Source organism: Pseudofulvimonas gallinarii, from assembly GCF_004343305.1.
GTDB classification, from domain to species: Bacteria; Pseudomonadota; Gammaproteobacteria; order Xanthomonadales; family UBA2363; genus Pseudofulvimonas; species Pseudofulvimonas gallinarii.
Genome location: NZ_SMAF01000001.1, coordinates 300,811 through 320,729 on the forward strand (window position 1 = coordinate 300,811; position 19,919 = coordinate 320,729).

A 19,919-nucleotide genomic window follows, 5' to 3' on the forward strand; every position below is an offset into this window, starting at 1 on the left:
CGGGAACTAGCCAGCTTCGACGGGACGTTCCGGCGGCACGGCATCCGTGTCCGAGGTGCCGGCGAGCAGCCATTTGCGCCGCGCATCGAGGCGCTTGATCGCCGCTTCCGCGCGGCTGGCGGCGGACCTGTCCGGGTGCGCGAAACGGGCGAGGATGCGGATCGGCGGGTACGCCCGCGTATAGCGCGCGCCGCGACCTTCGCAATGGGCGCGGAAGCGCGCCTCGACATCCACGGCGATGCCGGTGTAGATCGAGCCGCCACGGCACTCCAGCAGATAGACGTACCAGGTCCGGGAAGTCTCGGAATTCATGGCCGCCAGTCTATCCGCAGGCCTGCACATCCCAAGAGGTCGCCGGGATTGCAATAATGACTGATCGGATCCAAGGGAGGACAACGATGTCACGCAAGGCAGTCAAGCCAGCCAAACCCGCCACGAAGCCTGTCAACGCGAACCGGCTGAAACCGGACGGGCCGGTCGCCATCCTCGCGGGCCTGGGCCTGCTGCTGACCGCCTACCTCGGTATCGTCGCGCTGTCCGGCAGCAAGCCGGCCTTCTGTACGGCGGGCAGCAGCTGCGACCTGATCCAGTCCAGCGCCTGGTCGACGCTGCTGGGCGTTCCGATGGCGTGGTGGGGGTTCGGCCTGTACCTGCTGCTGCTCATCGTGTCGGTGCAGCCCGTGCGTCGCCCGGTGCCGCGCTGGCAGCGCCAGTCGCGACTGGCGCTCATCGGCGTGGCGATCAGCCTGTACCTGACCACCGCCGGCTGGCTGGCGCTGGACGCCTTCTGCGCCTGGTGCCTGCTGTCTCTGGCCCTCCTCGTGGCCATCCTGGTGCTGCTCAGCGTCCGTCCCCCGGAAGGCGCACCCGCATCCGGCTGGTCGACCTGGTGGATCAACAATGGCGCGCTGGCGGCGGCGATCGTACTGGTCATCGGCGTATGGCAGGGCGGCCTGCTCACCGCGCCGGAGAGCCCGCGCCTGCGCGCGCTCGCCGAGCACCTGACCAGCACCGGCGCGAAGTTCTACGGCGCGTCCTGGTGTCCGGCCTGTCGCGATCAGAAGGCCGCCTTCGGCCGCGCCGGCGAGCACCTGCCCTACGTCGAATGCAGCCCACAGGGGCAGCGTGGCCCGGTCGCCCTCGCCTGCACCGATGCCGGCATCGAAGGATTCCCGACGTGGATCATCCGCGGTCGCAAGTACCAGCAGGCGTTCTCCACCGAGGAACTGGAACGCATGTCGGCGTTCCGCTGGCCGAAAGCCGGGGCGAACTGACATCGGGCCTGCCTGCAACGCGGTCAGGTGCGGCCGCGTTGCATGACTTCCGGCCCAGTGATCCAAACCGCAGTTGAATGGAATCACGTTTCCCACGCGGGCAATGACTTCCGGCGCATGGCCGCTGTCCTGTCGCTCCCTAAGGTGGCTCCACCACCAAGGAGCAACGCACCATGAAACGTCAGGACAACAGCCAACGCGAAGACCTGCGCCGGATGTCCGACACCGGCTCCAGCCGGCGCTACCAGCCCCGTGTCGCCGGGACCGGTTACGGCCGCAGCAGTGGATACGCACTGCCCCGCCAGTACACGACCAGCGAACAGAAGAACCGCGGTCTGTTCCGACTCGGCTGACGGGCAACGCAGGAACGACGCCGGGACCTAGCGTCCCGGCGTCAACGAGCGCAGCAGCAGCCCGATACCGCCAAACAGCAGTCCCAGCATCATCAACGTGTTGAACAGGCTGGTCGGCTGGAAGTAGATGCGCAGGTTCACCAGCACGCCCGCCAGGATGATCACCAGCCCGGCCACCAGCAGCAGCCAGCCGAGTTTCGAACGGCCGTCGAAGAACAGGACGGCGGTGCCGACCAGGAACGGCAGCAAGGACAGCCCGAAGCTGTTGTAGCCCCACAGCGACCAGTGCCCGCCGGTCACCGTCACCTGGTTGGTGAGCAGCCAGCCCCCCGCGACGGCGCAGGCCAGGCCGATGAAAAACAGGATCAATCCACCATCGGTGCCACCGGCTCCGCGCATGCGTGTGTCCCCTTCGACAAGGGCCCGATCATAACCAACCCATCCAACCGGGTCATCGACACCCGGCCGCAGCGGTGGAAACCCGGCGTTCCCGCTAGAATGCCCGCCCCTGTCGAGTCGCCGCCCAGCGGCGCAAGTGCCGAGAACTGCGATGAACCTGATCGAAGACCTCAAGTGGCGAGGCCTGCTGGCCGACTGCACCGACATCCAGGCACTGGAAAAGCGCCTGGAGGAAGGGCCGATCACGCTGTATTGCGGCTTCGATCCGACCGGCGATTCGCTGCACGTGGGGCACCTGATGGGGCAGCTGACGCTGCGCCGCTTCCAGCGCGCCGGCCACCATCCGATCGCGCTCGCCGGCGGCGCCACCGGCATGATCGGCGACCCCTCCGGGAAGTCGGCCGAACGCAATCTGCTCACCCGCGAGCAGCTGCAGCACAATGTCGCCGCGATCAAGGGCCAGCTCTCGCGCCTGCTCGACTTCAATGCCACGGACAACCCGGCGCGGCTGGTCGACAACGCCGACTGGACGGCGCCAATGGGCTTCCTCGATTTCCTCCGTGACGTCGGCAAGCACTTCCCGCTGACGGCGATGCTGGCCAAGGATTCGGTGCGCACGCGCATGGAAGGCGAAGCCGGCATCAGCTACACCGAATTCAGCTACCAGTTGCTGCAGGCCTATGACTTCTACCACCTGCGCAGGGAGATGGGCTGCGAACTGCAGATCGGCGGCTCCGACCAGTGGGGCAACATCACCGCCGGCACCGACTTCGTGCGCCGCAAGCTCGGCGTGCCGGTCTGGGGCTGGACCTTCCCGCTGATCACCAAGGCCGATGGCAGCAAGTTCGGCAAGACCGAATCCGGCGCCGTCTGGCTGGATCCGGCACGCACCAGTCCCTACCGCTTCTACCAGTTCTTCCTCAACACCGAGGACGCGAAGGTCGGCGAGTACCTGCGCAAGTTCACGTTCCTCGACCGGGCGGAGATCGAAGCGCTGGAAGTCGAACACGCGGCCAACCCCGGCGCCCGCCAGGCGCAGCGCCGCCTGGCCGAGGAAGTCACGCGCCTTGTGCATGGACAGGCCGCACTGGATGCGGCGGTGAAGGCCAGCGCGATCCTCTTCGGCGCCGAAATCGGCGACATCGACTCGGCGACTTTCCAGGACGTGGTCGGCGAAGTCCCGACGCGAGCATTGGCGCCAGAGCGCCTGGAAGGCGACGGCGCAGCACTGGTGGAACTGCTGGTCGATGCCGGCCTGTGTCCGTCGAAGGGCCAGGCTCGCAAGGACATCGACGGAGGCGGCATCTACGTCAACAACCAGCGCTGCCAGGATGCCATGCGCATGGTCGCGGCCGGCGACCTGCTGTTCGGGCGCTACCTGCTGCTGCGCAAGGGCAAGAAGAGCTACGCCGTCCTCGACGCCGGCTGAGCGGATCGCGACGCCACCTTCGCTGTCCCGCCGGCGTGGGCGAAGCGGCTTCCGGAATCCACACCCGGTTGTCGCGGCCGCGACCACGTCGAAGCCCGCGCCCCTCCGACCCGCGCCCCCACGTCGCCAGCGATGCGATGCCGGACCACGCTCCTGCCGGCGAGGTTCTGTCGATGCCGGCCGCCCGCGGCCCGATCGACCCGCCGACTTGCCGGCATCCAGGGCAACCGTCCAGCACCCGCTGATGACGTGAGGGCCGCGTCCTCGGGCGGCCGCGCCATGTGCTAGTTTCGCTGCCGATCCCAGGGAGGCACCCAGGCTGCAGGCCGTGTGGATCGGCAACCGGGGCTTTGCGGCCCGCACAGAGGGAGAATCATGTCCAAGCGTTTCCGCCAGGCGGCCACCTGCCTGCTGCTGTCCAGCGTTCTTGTCCCGGCACTTTCCTTCGCCGTCCTGCCCGGCGATCCTCCGCCCCCCGGGCAACGGTTGCCGGCACTGCGCGCCGTGCACGACGGCCTGGAAGTGGCCACCAGCCTGAAACTCGATGCCGAGCGCGACTTCAGCCTGTCCGCCCGCACGCAACCGTTCCTGCAACGCCATGGCTCGGCGTGGCAGATCCGCTGGGACGAGCGCAACGACCGCGCCGCACTCGTGCAGGGCAGCGGCATTCCCCTGCTCCCCGGACGGGGCAACCGCCTGACAGCAGGCGACGTCGTCCTCGCCGGCTCGATGGAACAGGACCTGCCGGTGGTCGCGGACCGGGCACGCCGCTTCCTGGACTCGATGCCGGAGTTGCTCGCCCTTGATGGCCTCGACCTTCGCCTCGACCGCGAACGCAGCACCGCCTATGGCGAGGGCCACACGCACTGGCTGCTGGAATTCCAGCAGTTCCATGACGGCATCCCGGTCGATGGCGCCTATGCCTTCGTGCGCATCGCCCACGGCAACATCATCCAGTTCGGCAGCGAACGCATCGCCGATGTCTCGGTGCCGGTCACCAAGTCCAGCAAGGGAACACGCGAAGCGGTATTTGCCGACGCCTGGCGTCAGCTGGACTTTCCGGACGGCACGCAGGTGAGCGAGTGGCTGGAGGAAGGCGAACTGCGCATCTATCCGACACTGCCGGCCGGCGAATCCCTGGCGCAGCCGCTTCGCGGCCTGCGCGGCAACGGCTACGACCATGTACTGGCCTGGCGCTTCGTGTTCCGGGTCGACGAGCATGCGGTGTGGCAGGTGCTGTACGACACCGGCAGCGGACGCGTGATCGACCTGCGCGACCTGACACTGCATGTCGACGCCGTCGTGAAGGGCCACGTCTACCCGACCACCAACCTGGAACCGTCGATCGAAGTCACCTTCCCCTTCGCCGCCGTCAACAACAACGGCGCCAAGGTCACCGACATCGACGGCATCTACGACTACAGCGGCGGCACCGCCACCGTGACGCTGGATGGCAAGTATTTCCGCATGGCGGACACCTGCGGCTCGATCTCGCTGTCGAACAGCAGCAATGGCATCCTCGACCTGGGCGGCAACACCGGCACGAACTGCGCGACGCCCGGATCCGGCGGCGCCGGCAACACGAACGCATCGCGGACCGGCTTCTACCACCTGACGCTGATCAACACCAAGGCGCGCTCGATCCTGCCGGCCAACAGCTGGCTGCAGACCAAGGTCACCGCCAACATGAACGTCAACCAGACCTGCAATGCCTCGTGGGGCGGCGGACAGGCCCGCTTTTTCAAGTCCGGCGCTTCCGCCAGCCAGCCGACGACGACCTGCGGCAATACCGGCGAGATCGCCGCCGTGTTCCTGCACGAATGGGGCCACGGCATGGACCAGAACACCGGCGGCGCCGCCAACGAGAACGGCAGCGGCGAAGCGGTGGGCGACACCTTCGCCTTCCTCGAGACGCGCGACTCGTGCATCGGCCCGGGCTTCTTCACCAACCCGGGCGGCATCTGCTACAACTGCACGAGCTGCACAGGCGTGCGCGACCTGGCCGACTTCTCGCTCGAAGGCACCCGGCCGATTGCCAGTCCCGCCAACGTCACCGCCGATGCCGGCCTCAATTGCGACCGCCTGGCCTGCCCCTACCTGCAGAACGGCATCAGTCCCTACCGCGGGCCGATGGGGTACGAAGGCCACTGCGAAAGCTATATCGCCAGCACCGCCAATTGGGACCTGAAGAATGCCCTGGTCAGCGAATTCGGCGAAGCCGGCTGGCAGCGCATGGACAACATCTGGTACGGCAGCCTGGTGCCCTCCAAGAGCGCCTACCGTGTCGCCAGTGGCGGCCAGTGCAATGCTTCCGCGGCGGTGGACGGCTGCAACAGCAACAACTGGTACACGGTCTACCTGGCCATTGATGACGACAACGGCAATCTCGCCGACGGCACCCCGAATGCATGCCGCATCTGGGATGCGTTCAACGCCCATGGCATCGCCTGCGGTGCACGCCCGGCGTGTACCGAGTCCGGCAAATCCGGTTTCTCACTCCAGGCCAAGCCACGCGAGGCCGCCATCTGCGCCGGCGAAAGCGCCGACTACACGATCTCGGCCACCGGCGTGAACGGCTTCAGCAGTCCCGTCACCCTCGCGGCCAGCGGCGTGCCGGCCGGCGCCTCCGCCGCCTTCAGCGCCAATCCGGTAATCCCGGATGGCGACAGCGTGCTCACGGTGACGACAGGCACTGGCTCGGCAACCGGCACGCACACGCTGATGGTCGAGGGCGAGGCCGCAGGCAGTGAGGACCAGACGCTGGAGCTTCACCTCACCATCGCCCCGGCTTCCCCGGGTTCGCCCACGCTGCTGTCGCCGGAAAACCAGGCGACCGGCCAACCGCTGGCGCCGCTGTTCTCCTGGCAGGCCGTCGGTGCCGCGGAGGGCTACCGCTTCGAGCTGGCCGACAACGCCGCGTTCTCGTCGCCACTGGTCGATATCTTCGTCACCTCCTCCAGCCTTGCACTGGATGCCGGCGTGCTCGACTTCGACCGCGACTACTACTGGCGGGTCAGCGCATCGAATTCCTGCGGCACCGGTGCGGAATCGAGCGTGTACACGTTCCGGACCGGCGTTCAACCCGGCGCGTGCGGATCGGGACAACTCGCCGTCGACCTGATGCGCGAGGACTTCAGCGCGGGCATGGGCGCCTTCAGCACCGTGGGAAGCACGGGCAGCTCGACATGGGCGATCACCGCGGCGGCACCGGCCGGATCACCCTCCGGTGGCAACGCGGTGCTGGCGGTGGACCTGCACACCGCTTCGGACCAGCGCCTGATGTCACCGCCCGTCACGCTGCCGCCCGGCAGTGCGCCGCTGACTCTGCAGTTCTGGAACCACCAGGCGCTGGAGGCCGGCATCGACACCTGCTACGACGCCGGCATCCTTGAAATCTCCAGCGACGGCGGCGGCACGTGGACGCTTATCGACGAGCCGGAAATCATCCACCGCGCCTATGACGATCCCGTGGCCGGCAACTTCGGCAATGCCCTGGCCGGCCAGCCGGCCTGGTGCGGCGACCGGGACTGGGAAAACTACGTCGTGGACCTGGCTGCCTTTGCGGGGCAGACCGTGCAGTTCCGCTGGCGGCTCGGCACCGACAACTCGGTCGGCGCCGAAGGCTGGCACCTGGATGACATCCGCATCCAGGCCTGCACCACGCTTGAAAAAGACCGCATCTTCGCCGACGGATTCGAAGTGCCGCGGTAACCGGAGGTACACCGATCGCAAACGGGTACGGGCGCCGCAGGGCGCCCGCACCTGTGCGCATCGCTCATGTTTCGAAACGCGGCCGGCGCGGAGACGAATGCAGGATGCGGACGCAGGCCGGCGGCAGGTCGTCAGGACGCGCCCCCGCGAGCAAGGCCTGGACGCCGTCGCGGTCCGGTCCGATGCCGGGCACCACACCCACCCAGGCATTGCGGCCGCCCGACTTCGCCGCATACAGGCAGCGATCGGCCAGATGCATGCTCTGCTCGCAGTCGCCGAGGTCGGGCCATTCCAGATGGAACGGCCACGGCGCAAAGCCGATGGAGCAGCTGATCGACAGGTTGAGCCCGTCTTCCAGTGACACCGGACGGTCGGCGATCGCCTTGCGCACGCGCTCGGCGACCGTGGCCGCAGCCTCGACGCCGATGCCACGAACGACCAGCAGGAACTCCTCGCCACCCCAGCGCACCAGCAGATCCTGGTCACGGGACAGGCGGCGCAGGCGGTCGGCAAACGCCACCAGCACGTGGTCGCCGACCCGATGACCGTAGTCGTCGTTGATGCGCTTGAAGTGATCGACGTCGATCATGAAGAACACAAGTCGCTCGCGCACCGCTTCCGGCGAGTCCAGGATGGACTGTTCGTGGCGTTCCAGCCAGTCGCCAAGGTCGCGGCGATTGGACACATGTGTCAGCGGGTCGCGCCGGGTCGCCACGTCGAGTTGTTCGTTGCTCTGCCGCAGCAGCCGGTTGGCCTGTTCCAGCTGGCGCGTGCGCTCGGCGACGGTGCGGTTGAGCAGCGCGACGCGCTCGCGTTCCTTGCGCACGGTGCGGCCGATGCGCGAGCGCAACCACACCGCCAGCGCACCCGCCAGCAGCGCATAGACGACGTAGGCGAACGGGTGCCGCCAGAACGGCGGCGGCACGCGGATGCGCAGCGTGCGGGTTTCGCCGTACTGGCCGTCGCGGCCTGCGGCCTGGACGTCCAGCCTGTAGGTGCCCGGCGGCAGTCGGCTGATCGACAGTTCCGTGCGCGCCGAACGCGGATAGAACCAGTCATCCTCGGAACCGCCCAGGCGGTAGCGAAGCCGTGCCGCACCGGGCGCACTGAGATCCAGCGCGGTCATGGCGACCGAAAGCAGGTCGCTGTCGCGCGCCAGTTCCAGTTCGTTCGCGTACACCACCTGGTGGTCGAATTCGGTCACGCCGCCGCGGGCGAGTGTTGCACCCGAAAGTCGCCGTACACCGGCAATGACCGGTCGCGCGGGCGGACTGGTATGGCGCAGGCGGCTGGGCTGCAGCACATCCAGGCCTTGCGTGCCGCCGAAGTAGAGTACGCCGGCGTCATCCGCCCACGAAGCACTGCTGTTGAACTCGATGTTGTTGAGTCCGTCGCGACGTCCGAGTGTCTGGATGATGCCGGTGGAAGGATCCAGGACCGACAGTCCATTGTTGGTGCTCAGCCAGAGTCGTCCGTCCCGATCGGGAACGATGCGATAGACGACATCGCTGGACAGTCCATCGCGCTCGCTGATGGAGGCCACCTCGTCGGTATCGAGATCGATGCGGAACAGTCCGGCGGAGAAACTGCCGGCATACAGTGACCGCCCTGCAATGTGCAGCGCCCAGAGCGAGTGATGCAGCTCGCCGCCTTCCGACGGCTGGTAGCGGCGCGGTTCGCCCCCCGCTTGCAGTCGCCACAAGCCACTCTCATTGGTGGCGATCCACAGACCGCCGGCGTCATCCGGCAGCATCGTGGTGATGAAACGACCCTCGAGCTGGCGATGCGCGCCTTCGTCATCGACAACACCGTTCCGGACCCGCGCCAGCCCACCCCGCGTCGCGACCCAAAGCGTGTCGCCGACGGTGAGCAGGTCGTCGACCCGACGGTCGGGCAGGCCATCGACGCCTTGCAGTGGACCACCGATCTGCCATCGCCACAGTCCCTGTTGTGTGCCGATCCAGAACTGCCGCGCGCCGGCCGGCTCGATGGCGCGCACGCTCATGCCATCGAAGGTCTCGATGCGCTGCCACGGGGCCCCGGGCCGATGGCGGTACATGAGGCCGGAATCGGTTCCGACGAACAGGCCGTCGCCCTGGCGACGGATGGCCCTGACGCTGCGATCACGCCAGGGCGGGCGACCATGGCCTTCCGTCCACTCGGTGCGCACGGCGCCGGACAGCGGGCGCACGCGCTGGAGACCGCTGGTGTACGTCCCTATCCACAGCAGGCCACCGCTACTCTCGAAGAAACCGGACACGGCGCTGTCCGGCGGCCGGTCGAAGCGCAGGGTGCGGGCCTCGAACCGCGACTGCGTATCCAGTTGCAGGACAGCGCCATCGGCATAGCCGACGAGCAGCCGGCCATCGGCCAGTCGGCCCAGGCCACTGAGTGCGATGCCACCGGTGCGCAGGCGACGCGGCTCGACGTGCTGCAAGAGGCGGCCTTCGAAATCCACCCGCAGCAGGCCATCATCGCGACTGGCCATCCACAGGCCATCCGCTTCCACCACCAGCGCGATGCAGCCACCCATGTGCACCGGCAGTGGAATCGGCGTCAGGTCGGTTACGCCGGCGCGCCACAATCGGCAGTCACGGTCGAGCGCATAGGCCCGGCCGGTATCGCCGGGTCGCTGCTCCAGCGCGACGACGGCGCCGGTACGTCCCAGCGGCCGGATGCGCTCGAGGGCGTCGTCGATATGGTCGATGCCGGCATCGGTGCCCAGCCACGCGCCGCCGGCGGCATCAAGGACGATGGCGCCAACACGGCTGTGCGACAGCTGGTCGCTGACACCGAAATGGCGCAGCGCCCCGCTCGGCAGGTGCAGCACGTCCAGACCGGCGTCATTGCTGCCGATCCAGAGGCGGCGATGGTAATCGAAGCTCAGGGCTTCAATGCTGCTGCTCGCCAGTCCTCCCGGCGATCGGCGCAGGACCAGGAACTCGTGGCCGTCGAACCGGTTCAGCCCGTCCTGGGTACCGATCCACAGATGCCCCAGGTCATCCTCGACCAGCGCGTTGATGCCGGATTGGGAGAGGCCCTGGTCAATGCCGTAAGTCTCGAGACTGACGTGGAGGTCATCCTCGGCACCGGCTGCAGGCATGAACAGGGCCAGCGCCAGCCCCACGGCGGGGGCCAGCCAGGAGGCGCTCCACCTCGCCCCCGGCTGAATTGGGAACAGCTGGACAACTGTCACTCGTGTGAGCCGATGCAATATTTCTTACCGAGTATCCCGCGATTTGACCGAAACGGCCATGCCGGAGCGCAAATTTTTGTGACCGATCCGGCAACGCGTGCACCTTCGGTCATTGGATCCGGCCTGACTGGACGCGGCGACGCGTGTGCGGGGGCGCATGCCGAAGGGGCGCCGATTTCGGCCGGACCGTCGCGACCTTGCGGCTGGATGACCCGCCCGCCCGGGAGCCGAGGCGGACGCCGGGGCGTGCGGGAATCCGGCAGTGGTGCCGCAGCGGGAACCGACACCGGGCACTCCGCGGTCCGCCTGTTGCCGACGGCAGCGCGGTTTCTGCAATGGGCAGACCAGGCCGGGCGGCAGCCCGGTTGGATGGGCGTACGGGGCCTGGGCGGACGAACCTGCCGACAACAAGCCGCGGACACGCCCGAAAGGCGTCAGCGCAGCTGGCTGTCCTTGCTGCCGCGACGGTTGTAGCCGGCGTTCGTCTGTTCGTCGCGATCGGCCGCTTCCTGGCAATTCACGCACCGGCGCACGCCGGGCACGGCCCGGCGCCGGGCTTCCGGAATGGCGGCATCACAGTCCTCGCAGTGGCTCAGACCGGGTCCATTCTGCAGCCGGCTGCGCGCACGCGCGATCGCATCCTGCACGGTCGCGTCGATCTGTTCCTGCACTGCGCCGTCACCGGCCCAACCCGTCGCCACTGCCTTCTCCTGTGTGTCATACCGATCTTAGGACGTCGGCGGCGCGTTTTCATGAACCGTACCGGTCACCCTGGCCGCCAGCGCGGCCTCGATGTCCGCCGCCAGCGATTCCGGCGTCCGGGTCGGTGCGTACCGGCCGAGCACGGCGCCGTCGCGGCCTACCAGGAACTTGGTGAAGTTCCACTTGATGGTCTGGCTGCCGAGCAGACCGGGCGCAGCCGCCTTCAGGTGACGGTACAGCGGATGCGCGCCACGCCCGTTGACCTCGATCTTCGCGAACAGCGGAAAGCTGACGCCGTGGTCCAGTGCGCAGAAGGAGCGGATGGCGGCTTCGTCGCCGGGTTCCTGGTGGCCGAACTGGTTGCAGGGAAACCCGAGCACTGCGAAGCCCTGCCCGGCGTAGCGCCGGTAAAGGGCTTCCAGTCCGTTGTACTGCGGTGTGAACGTGCAGCGCGAAGCGACGTTGACGATCAGCAACACCTGGCCGTGCCAGTCCGCCAGCGCCACCGGGTTGCCGTTGATGTCGAGCACCTTGATGTCATGGATGGACATCGTTCCCCCAAGCCGTTGTCCGGTCATGGTAGCGTGCACAGCCGCTGCGGCACGGATCGGGGTCGAACGCGCCGCGCACAGATTAACCCGCGGCAACAATGGCGAAACCATGGAGTCCCGCCCGTCGGGGGTAGGGTCATGATTAAGCCGAATTCGGTTGATATGGACGTGCCGGAAACGGCCCTGCCCCGAGCAGTGGCGACCGGCATGGCATTCGACCCGCCCGTCCGGAGGTCCACATGAAATCGATCAACTCGTTCCGTCTGCGCTGTTCGCAGGCCCTCATCGCAGCCATGCTGTTCGTGGTCGCCGGTGTCGTCCTGGCCGATCCGCCCGGCCGGGTCGCCCGCCTGGCCTACCTCGGCGGCGAAGTCAGCTTCGCACCCGCCGGCGAAGACGCCTGGTTCGACGCGCACCTGAACCGGCCGCTGGTCCATGGCGACCGCCTGTGGACCGGACGCAACGGCCGCGTCGAGCTGCAGCTTGGCGGCGCGGTCGCGCGGCTGGATCGCAACACCGGGTTCGAATTCCTGAACCTCGACGACGAGCTGGCGCAGATCCAGCTCACCGAGGGCACGATCAACCTGCGCGTCGACTACATCCATCCGGGCCAGATCTACGAGATCGATACCCCGACGCTGGCCTTCGTGGTCAGCCAGCCGGGCGAGTACCGCCTCGATGTCAGCGGCAATGCGGACATGACGCAGGTGACGGTGTTCGACGGCGCCGCCGAGGTTTACGGCGAGTACGGCCGCAGCCAGCGCGTCTTCGCGAACAGCAGCACGCGGTTCTTCGATCCGGGCCTGCGCGATGTCGAGCGGGTTGCGATGCCGCGCGCCGACGAGTTCGACCGCTGGGCCTTCGCCCGCAACGACCGCTACCTGCGTTCGCCGTCGCGCCAGTATGTGTCGGAGGAACTGATCGGCTATGCCGACCTCGATGAATACGGCAGCTGGCGCCATGTCGCTGATTACGGCCATGTGTGGTTCCCGCGCCGCGTGGCCGCTGGCTGGGCACCTTACCGCGACGGCCACTGGAGCTGGATCGAGCCGTGGGGCTGGACCTGGGTCGACAACGCACCCTGGGGTTTCGCACCGTTCCATTACGGGCGCTGGGTGTACGTCAGCAGTGGATGGGGCTGGCTGCCCGGTCCGCGCAACGTCCGCCCGGTCTATGCTCCGGCGCTTGTCGCCTTCGTGGGCGGCTCGAACTGGAGCGTGACCGTGACATCCGGTCCTCCGATCGGCTGGTTCCCGCTGGGTCCGCGCGACGTCTATGTGCCGTGGTACCGCAGCAGCCGCGACTATTTCGGCCGCGTCAACGTGCACAACACGACCATCATCAACAACACCTACGTCACCAACATCTACAACGACTACTACGTGCAGGGTCGTCCGCTGCGCCGCGACTTCACCTTCCGCGGCGCGGCCAACGCCATGACCGTGGTCCCGCGTGACAGCTTCGTCAGTGCGCAGAATGCCGCCGAGGCCATGGCGCGCAGCCGCCTCCGTCCGGCCCAGCTGGGCGATGCCGAGCTGCTGACGAGGGCCCCGGTTGCGCCGACACGCGACAGCCTGGTCGCCGGTGCCAGCCGCAACATCGCACCGCCGGCACGCAGCTTCGAGCGCGGCGTGATCGCGCGCACGCGTCCCGCCGAACCGGTCGCGCCGTTCAACGTGCGCCAGAGCGCCATCGTGCGCAACGGCGGCGAGCCGCTGGCGGCGGACCAGATGCGCCGCGTCAATGCCGAGAACGCCAAGCCCCGTTCCCGCAACATCGCCGTGGTCGGGCAGCCGGGCGGCGACACGTCCCGTGCACCGGCCGCTGCCGCCGGACAGGGCACGCCCGCACCGGCCGCGCGCGGCACGCCCGGCAGCACTGGCGAACAGGTGCGTGCACCGGCGGCAACGCCGGGTGCGACCGAACCGCGCAGCCGCGGCCTGCCTGCGTCGGAGAACGCGCGCTCCCGTGCCGCCGATACGTCGCGTGCCACCCCGCAGGCGCAGCCGGAACAGGGCGTTCCGCTGCCGCGCACCCGCGCGCCAGCCGGCAACGAGCGCCAGGGCGCACCGGTGACACGCGACCAGCGCACGCCCGGCACTGTCGCACCGGCAGCGCGCGAGCGCACCGCGGCGCCAGCCCGCGGCATTGCGCCGACCGCACCGCAGACGGCACCGCGCACCACGACAACCGTCCGCGAGGCACCGGCTACGCGCTCGACACCGTCGGCGCCGCCGGCGCAGCGCTCGACCCCGGCACCTGCGGCGCGGTCTGCACCCGCGAGCGCTCCGCGCGCCGCGCCCGCGCCGGCCCCGCGCAGCGCGGCACCGTCGGCGCCAGTACGCAGCGCGCCGGCGCAGGAACCGCGCAGCCGCTCCGCACCTGAGCCGGAGCGTCCGGCAGCGCCCGCACGCGGAAACAGCAGTGACCGCACCGACAGCCGGGGCCGCGACCGCGCGCGTCAGGAACGCTGATCTCCCGCATCACCTGCCCTGCAGGTCCGAAGCGACGCCGCCCCCGGGCGGCGTCGCCGTTTCAGAGGCCGGGTGTGATGGTTTGAAACACTAAGGCGAAAGATGCGGGCGGCCCGCGCTTGCGGGGTATCGCGCAGCAAATACCGCTGACGACGATCGCCGTACCTAGCGCGATGTCGATTCCCGGATCGCCTGCCGCAGCGGCCGGGCAAGGCCGGGACCGAGGGCGCCACGCGCCACGCTGATGCATTCACAACCATGCCAGCGCGCGAAGCGATGCAGTGCGCCGGCAACGGCTTCACACAGGGGCGCATCGGCATCAACGCCTTCTTCCAGGGCCAGGCGGCGGATCTCGAAAACGCCATCCGCCCTATGCGCCTTGGCATCCATGCGCCCGCAGAGTCGACCGCGATGCAGCAACGGCAGCACGAAATAGCCGAACCGGCGTTTTTCCGCAGGTACGTAACATTCCAGCCGGTAATCGAATCCGAACAGTTCGCGCGCACGCCGACGGTCCCAGACGACCGGGTCGAAGGGTGAAAGTACCGTGGTCAGGCTCGCGCGAAGGCGCCCGCCCATCGCCGCCTGCAGCAGCGACTCGTTCCCGACGTGCACGTAGGCAGTCCCCGGCACACCCTGTACCGACACCCGTCGCAGAAGACCACGTTCGACCAGGTCCTCCAGTTCGCCGGCGCTGACGCGACCGCCCAATCGATAGTAATCCGCCACCCATTCCGGTTTCGCGATTCCCAGCGCCAGGACAGTGCGGGCGACGAGTTCGCGCCGGAGTTCCGCAGGTGCCAGCGGCGCATGCGCCGCCGGATCCATGCCGGCCCGGGCAAGCACCCGCTCGCTCAGGTCGTAGACGCGCTGGAAGCGATCGCGGCGCGCAACCATCAGTTCGCCCAGCGCGAACCACGCCTCCAGCCAGCGCTTCTCGTCCTTCCAGCCCCACCAGCCGCCGCGTGGACAGTCGCCGTCCCTGAAATCGGCAGAGCGCATCTCGCCATGCTCTCGGATGCGTTGCAGCACGGCGGCCATCCCGGGATCCGCCTTGCCCTGCGCGCGATGCGCGGCCTGGATGGCCCAGTGGTGACGCCTGTCCAGCGTGTGCTGCCGCAAGAGCGGCCATGACGACATGGGTGCGAAACACGCCTCGTGCGCCCAGGTCTCGAAAATGCCGGCTTCGGCCAGGCAACCATCCAGCCAGGCCGGATCGTACGGGCCCAGGCGCGAGTACAGGACGAGGTACGGGCTGCGCGCCACGACCTGGATGGTGTCGATCTGCAACAACTGCATCCGCTCGATGGCGGCAAGGACATCGCCCTTGCGCGCGCGACGTGGCCAGGGCCGCAGCAGGCCCTGCGCTGCCAGGTGAAGCGCGCGCGCGGCGGCGTGGTCCAGAACCGGCGCGTCCATCCGCGGACGATCGACCATCGCCGAAGCCGCGACCCTCCGCATTGCGCGCCTACCCCCGCAGACGCTGGCGCAGCTGCGCCAGCTCGTCGCGGATCGGCGCCTGCGGAACGAAGCGCTGCTCGAGCGCCTCGAAACCCGCGGCAAGCAGGCTGCGCGCTTCCTGTTGCGCGCCGGATTCGTACAGCGCGCGGGCCAGCAACGCGCGCGCTTCCATGGTCGCCGGTGCATCGGCGCCGATGGTGCCTTCCAGCACATCCACGACCTCGCGCAGCATCGGCACCGCCTGCGCCGGCTGGCCGCGGTCCAGCGCGACCTGCGCACGCACGCGCAGCACTGCGGCGAATCGTGGGTGGCCTTTCTCCAGGATGGTCGCGAAAACCCCCTCGGCCTGGACGAGGTGCGCTTCCACCTCTTCGAAGCGTCCGCTGCGCCGCAGCCATTCACCCATGTGCAGCAACCGCCGCCCGCGTTCAAGCGCATTCGTCTGTGGATCCGCGGCCGAGGGCACTTCTGCCCACAAAAGCGGCCGTGCCTCGTCGAGGCGACCAGCCAGCATCAGACTGCGGCCGTAGTTCTGACGGTACTGGTACAGCCTGGGTTCCAGGCTGACCGCGGATGCCGCCAGCGCCTTTTCGTACAGCTCGCGGAACAGCGGGATCGAACGCCCGTAGTTGCCGGTGGCCTCGTGCAGGGAAGCGATGTTGTTGATGGCGACCAGATACGACGGCGTGTCGTCTTCACCGCGGGCGCGCAGCAGGTCGACGTTCTCCTGCATGTACGGCAGCGCTTCCAGGGTCGATCCGCCGAGGTAGAGCGCGTGGGCGAGGTTATGCCGCGCAGTGATGACCCAGGCACTGTCCGGCGCCAGCGATTCCAGGCGCATCGCCAGCATTTCCCGCAGAAGCGGGATCGCCTGCGCGTATTCGTCCTGCTGGACATGCGTGTTGGCGAGGAAACCGATCGCGGTCGCGACATCCTGTGCATGCCCTGCGCCCCAGGTGCGCACGATGGCCAGCGCACGCGATGCCGCGGCGACAGCGGCCTCTCCGCGCCCTGTCCGGCTGTCGACCTCGGCGACGACCTGAAGTGCCTCGACCGCCAGCTCGCTGTCAGGGCCCTGCACCCTCTCGGCCAGGCGCAGCGCTTCCGCGGCGGAGGCACGTGCTTCATCGCCCTGCCCCATGCGCAGCTGTGCCAGCGCCAGGCCGCCGAGCGCCTTCGCCTGCTGCGCTGCGTTCCCCTGGCCTGCCTGGATCAGGGACAAGGCTTCGGTGAACGCCGTCGTTGCCTCCTCTGGCCGCTCATTCTGGTTTTCCAGCACCCCGATGGACACGTAATGGTCGACGACATGCGCGGCTGTGCCCACTTCGCGTTCGATAGCGATCGCTTCGCGCAGGCTCTGGACCGCTTCGGCGGTGCGGCCCAGCTCACTGTCGATGCGACCCAGCACGGCGAGAAGGCGCGCACGCTGCTGCGGCTGGTCCACGAGCTGTCCGCGGATGCGCTCGCGTCCGCGATCGACGAGGTCGCCGGGCAGGATTGCCTGGTTGCCGGCCTGCTCCGGCGACGCCGCTTCGAACAATGACACCAGGTAATCGACGACCTGCTCGGCCGTGGTGGCATTGGCCTGCGCCAGCGCCTCGGCCTGCAAGGCCCGGTCGCGCTCGATCACCAGCCGCCACGCGAAGGTGGCGATCGCCAGCAGGAAGACGGCGACGGCGGCGACGGCGAGCCGATGGCGATGCAGGAAGCTGCGCAGCAGGTAGCCCGGTCGCGCCGGCGCGGCACGCAACGGCTTGTGCTGGAAGTAACGGTCGATGTCGTCGGCGAGTGCTTCCGCCGATCGGTACCGCGCGGCGCGGCGCGGCGCGCAGGCCTGCGCGACCATGGCATCCAGTTCGCGCAGGCGCGGCTTCGGCAGTCCCTTGAGGCCGCGCTGGCCCGGCAGCGTGACCAGGCCATCCGCGTCGGGTGCGCGATAGACGCCGGTGAGGACTTCCGCCAGCACCTGTCCCAGTGCGTAGATGTCGCTGGCGGTGCTGACCGGATCGCCGCGCCGCTGTTCGGGACTGGCATAGCCGGGCGTGAACCAGGCCTGGGTCCGGCCCGGATCGTCGCCGGCATCGGCTTCAAGCAGCTTGGCGATGCCGAAGTCCAGCAGCATCGGCGTGCCATCGTTGCGAACCAGGATGTTCGCCGGCTTCAGGTCGCGATGCACGACCAGGTGCTGGTGCGCGAAATGCAGCGCACGCGCCACGTCGGCGACCAGCCTCAGGCGCCGGTCGATATCGCAACCGCGGGCGAATTCGACAATGGACACGCCTTCGACGTAGTCCATGACCAGATAGGGTTGCCCGTCCGCCGTGGTGCCGCCGTCGATCAGGCCGGCGATGTTCGGATGATCCAGGTCCGCGAGGATCTGCCGTTCGCGACGCATGCGTTCGGCCGCATCGCGCGTGGGCAGGCCGCGCAGGAACTTGATGGCGACGAGGCGCTCGTAGGCGCCGTCGGCACGTTCGGCACGGAACACCGTGCCCATGCCGCCCGCACCCAGCTCATCGAGCAGCCGCCACGGGCCGACCCGTGTCCCGGACTCGAGGTTGTCGAGTTGTGCATGGTCGGCGATGCGGCCAACGATGCCTTCCAGCGCGTCTTCGCCGCGATCCGCCCGCAGCAATGCCTGCACCTCGGCGCGCATGCCGGGATCGGGCTCCTCGCGTTCGAGGAAGGCGGCCACGTCCGCGGCATCGAGCATGGCGGCGCGGTCGAACAGTTCCTGCAGTCGCAACCAGCGGGTCAGCTCACTCACACGTCACTCACGTAATTACAGGATGAATGGAACGGCAGCGGAAGGATAGGCCGAGCCGGCGCGGGCCGTAGTCCGCATTCGAGAGCAATGACGGCGCCGGTGCAAGAGCCGGTCGTCATGCCCGAACCACCCGCCTCCCGGAGTACACGCAACATGGCTCATCCCGTCACCGCATTTGCCGCCGCCCTGGTCCTGGGGCTGGCGTCGAGCTTCACTCATGCCCAGCTTCCGGGCACGCCCGATCCGGACTTTGGCATCGGCGGCCGCATCATCCACGACTTCCACGATGCCAATGATCGCGCCAACGCGATCGTGCCCTTGAAGGACGGGCGTTTCCTGACCGCAGGCTACGTCGTCGGCCCGAACATCAGCGGCCCCGGCAGCTCGCCCAACTTCGTCGTCGCCCGCTTCCTGTCCAGTGGCCTCCCCGACCCCAGCTTCGGCAACAACGGTCATTTCGAACTCGACATCGGCGGCGGCGTCGATGCCGCCCATGACCTCACGGTCCTGCCGGACCGCAGCATCGTCGCGGTCGGCAACCTGTCGCCGCAGTTCCATGCCGATGCCGCCATCGTGAAGCTGACGCCGGACGGTGAACTGGACACGACGTTCGGGCGACCGGATGGACTCGGCGGCCGGACCGGCTGGAACATCGTCGACCTCGGCGGCAGCACCATCCACGACGACGGCATCGCCGTGGCCATGCAGCGCGACGGCCGGCTCATCGTCGCCGCCCGGACGCTTCGCCCCGCCGGCCCCTTCCACTACCACCGTGTCGCGGTAATGCGCTTCACGACCGACGGACAACTGGATCCCACCTTCGGCGCCAGCCATGACGGCATCGTCGTGCTGGATCATTTCGCCGGCGAGCAGCAGAGCGACTACCTCACCGCGATCGCGCTCGACCAGCGCGGCCGCCTGCCCGGCAACGACAGCGTCACTGTCGTCGGTTACACGGCGTCCGCCAACAACGCCTTCATCGCGAGACTGACCGCCGATGGCGAACTGGACCCGACCTTCGGCACCGGCGGACGCAGGACGCTGCAATGGTCGGTGAGCGGCGGCGTGCACAGCGGCCTCAACACCATCACCGGCGCGCGCGTGCTCCCGGATGGCCGCCTGGCACTGGTCGGCACGGCCGGTGATCGTGGCTTTACGTTCATGCGCCTGGCCGCCAATGGCGCCATCGATACGACGTTCGGCAGCAACGGCCGCACGACCATCAAGTTCAGCGACCCGTCGCGCAATGACGAGCCGGCCGCCCTGGCGCTGCAGGGCAATGGTCGCCTGGTCGCCGCCGGCTATGCCATCAATGGTGCGTCCGGGACGCCCCAGAAGGACTTCTTCGTCGCTCGCGTCAACGCCGACGGCACGCCCGACGCCAGCTTCGGCGATGGCCAGGCCCGCGTCATCGTCAGCCTCGCGCATCCCACGGACGAAGCCCATGCGGTCGCCGTGGAGCCTTCCGGCCGCATCCTCGCCGGTGGTTACGTCGAGCAGTCCGGCAACCAGGATTTCGCCATCCTGGGCCTTGCCGGCGATCCCGACCGGATCGGATGGTACGACTTCGAACTGCCGCGCTGACCTGTCGCCAGCAAACGG

General features: G+C 68.4%; 13 protein-coding genes. 6 read left to right on the top strand and 7 right to left on the bottom strand.

Annotation, left to right across the window (positions count from 1 at the left end; genetic code table 11):
- Positions 1–6: 6 nt before the first annotated feature.
- Positions 7–312, bottom strand: coding sequence for a GIY-YIG nuclease family protein (locus tag EDC25_RS01450; protein ID WP_123521336.1), 306 nt, complete (start codon positions 310–312; stop codon positions 7–9).
- Between the two features lie 86 nt (positions 313–398).
- On the opposite strand from EDC25_RS01450, the gene EDC25_RS01455 reads away from it, so the two are divergent.
- Together EDC25_RS01455 and EDC25_RS01460 are read left to right on the top strand one after the other, a co-directional pair.
- A complete protein-coding gene (locus tag EDC25_RS01455) occupies positions 399–1,274 on the top strand; it encodes a vitamin K epoxide reductase family protein (RefSeq protein ID WP_123521337.1) in 876 nt (291 codons plus the stop codon).
- A 173-nt stretch (positions 1,275–1,447) separates the two neighbouring features.
- Complete coding sequence (locus EDC25_RS01460) at positions 1,448–1,627, top strand: hypothetical protein (protein ID WP_123521338.1); 180 nt, start codon at positions 1,448–1,450, stop codon at positions 1,625–1,627.
- A 27-nt stretch (positions 1,628–1,654) separates the two neighbouring features.
- Here the strand turns inward: EDC25_RS01460 and EDC25_RS01465 are convergent, their stop codons facing one another.
- The gene (locus tag EDC25_RS01465) at positions 1,655–2,026 is read right to left on the bottom strand and encodes a hypothetical protein (protein ID WP_123521339.1); all 372 of its coding nucleotides are present in this window, start codon (positions 2,024–2,026) and stop codon (positions 1,655–1,657) included.
- Positions 2,027–2,177: 151 nt separating this feature from the next.
- Between EDC25_RS01465 and tyrS the strand changes: the two genes are divergently transcribed.
- Together tyrS and EDC25_RS01475 are read left to right on the top strand one after the other, a co-directional pair.
- The gene (gene tyrS, locus EDC25_RS01470) at positions 2,178–3,455 is read left to right on the top strand and encodes a tyrosine--tRNA ligase (RefSeq protein ID WP_123521340.1); all 1,278 of its coding nucleotides are present in this window, start codon (positions 2,178–2,180) and stop codon (positions 3,453–3,455) included.
- 375 nt (positions 3,456–3,830) lie between these two features.
- Positions 3,831–7,166: a hypothetical protein gene (locus tag EDC25_RS01475; RefSeq protein ID WP_123521341.1), complete on the top strand. Its 3,336-nt coding sequence runs from the start codon at positions 3,831–3,833 to the stop codon at positions 7,164–7,166.
- 64 nt (positions 7,167–7,230) lie between these two features.
- Here the strand turns inward: EDC25_RS01475 and EDC25_RS01480 are convergent, their stop codons facing one another.
- From EDC25_RS01480 to EDC25_RS01490, 3 genes are all read right to left on the bottom strand, one after another.
- A complete protein-coding gene (locus tag EDC25_RS01480; RefSeq protein WP_132577169.1) occupies positions 7,231–10,362 on the bottom strand; it encodes a ligand-binding sensor domain-containing protein in 3,132 nt (1,043 codons plus the stop codon).
- A 434-nt stretch (positions 10,363–10,796) separates the two neighbouring features.
- Positions 10,797–11,063, bottom strand: coding sequence for a DksA/TraR family C4-type zinc finger protein (locus EDC25_RS01485; RefSeq protein WP_123521343.1), 267 nt, complete (start codon positions 11,061–11,063; stop codon positions 10,797–10,799).
- 27 nt (positions 11,064–11,090) lie between these two features.
- A complete protein-coding gene (locus EDC25_RS01490; RefSeq protein WP_123521344.1) occupies positions 11,091–11,615 on the bottom strand; it encodes a glutathione peroxidase in 525 nt (174 codons plus the stop codon).
- Positions 11,616–11,854: 239 nt separating this feature from the next.
- Between EDC25_RS01490 and EDC25_RS01495 the strand changes: the two genes are divergently transcribed.
- Positions 11,855–14,089 (top strand): DUF6600 domain-containing protein, encoded by a 2,235-nt coding sequence (locus EDC25_RS01495; RefSeq protein ID WP_132577170.1) that lies wholly within the window; start codon positions 11,855–11,857, stop codon positions 14,087–14,089.
- 165 nt (positions 14,090–14,254) lie between these two features.
- Here EDC25_RS01495 and EDC25_RS01500 read toward each other — a convergent pair whose 3' ends face one another.
- Positions 14,255–15,526, bottom strand: coding sequence for a winged helix-turn-helix domain-containing protein (locus EDC25_RS01500; protein ID WP_243695090.1), 1,272 nt, complete (start codon positions 15,524–15,526; stop codon positions 14,255–14,257).
- A 31-nt stretch (positions 15,527–15,557) separates the two neighbouring features.
- Positions 15,558–18,317, bottom strand: coding sequence for a serine/threonine-protein kinase (locus EDC25_RS01505; RefSeq protein WP_123522925.1), 2,760 nt, complete (start codon positions 18,315–18,317; stop codon positions 15,558–15,560).
- Positions 18,318–18,470: 153 nt separating this feature from the next.
- On the opposite strand from EDC25_RS01505, the gene EDC25_RS01510 reads away from it, so the two are divergent.
- Positions 18,471–19,901, top strand: coding sequence for an NHL repeat-containing protein (locus EDC25_RS01510; RefSeq protein WP_164484164.1), 1,431 nt, complete (start codon positions 18,471–18,473; stop codon positions 19,899–19,901).
- Positions 19,902–19,919: the final 18 nt, after the last annotated feature.

Bases quoted from the DNA above. Each gene is read 5' to 3' on its own strand.
- EDC25_RS01455 (WP_123521337.1), top strand. From the start codon at position 399: ATGTCACGCAAGGCAGTCAAGCCAGCCAAACCCGCCACGAAGCCTGTC.
- EDC25_RS01450 (WP_123521336.1), bottom strand. From the start codon at position 312: ATGAATTCCGAGACTTCCCGGACCTGGTACGTCTATCTGCTGGAGTGC.
- EDC25_RS01510 (WP_164484164.1), top strand. From the start codon at position 18,471: ATGGCTCATCCCGTCACCGCATTTGCCGCCGCCCTGGTCCTGGGGCTG.
- EDC25_RS01460 (WP_123521338.1), top strand. From the start codon at position 1,448: ATGAAACGTCAGGACAACAGCCAACGCGAAGACCTGCGCCGGATGTCC.
- EDC25_RS01465 (WP_123521339.1), bottom strand. From the start codon at position 2,026: ATGCGCGGAGCCGGTGGCACCGATGGTGGATTGATCCTGTTTTTCATC.
- tyrS (WP_123521340.1), top strand. From the start codon at position 2,178: ATGAACCTGATCGAAGACCTCAAGTGGCGAGGCCTGCTGGCCGACTGC.
- EDC25_RS01490 (WP_123521344.1), bottom strand. From the start codon at position 11,615: ATGTCCATCCATGACATCAAGGTGCTCGACATCAACGGCAACCCGGTG.
- EDC25_RS01495 (WP_132577170.1), top strand. From the start codon at position 11,855: ATGAAATCGATCAACTCGTTCCGTCTGCGCTGTTCGCAGGCCCTCATC.
- EDC25_RS01500 (WP_243695090.1), bottom strand. From the start codon at position 15,526: ATGGTCGATCGTCCGCGGATGGACGCGCCGGTTCTGGACCACGCCGCC.
- EDC25_RS01475 (WP_123521341.1), top strand. From the start codon at position 3,831: ATGTCCAAGCGTTTCCGCCAGGCGGCCACCTGCCTGCTGCTGTCCAGC.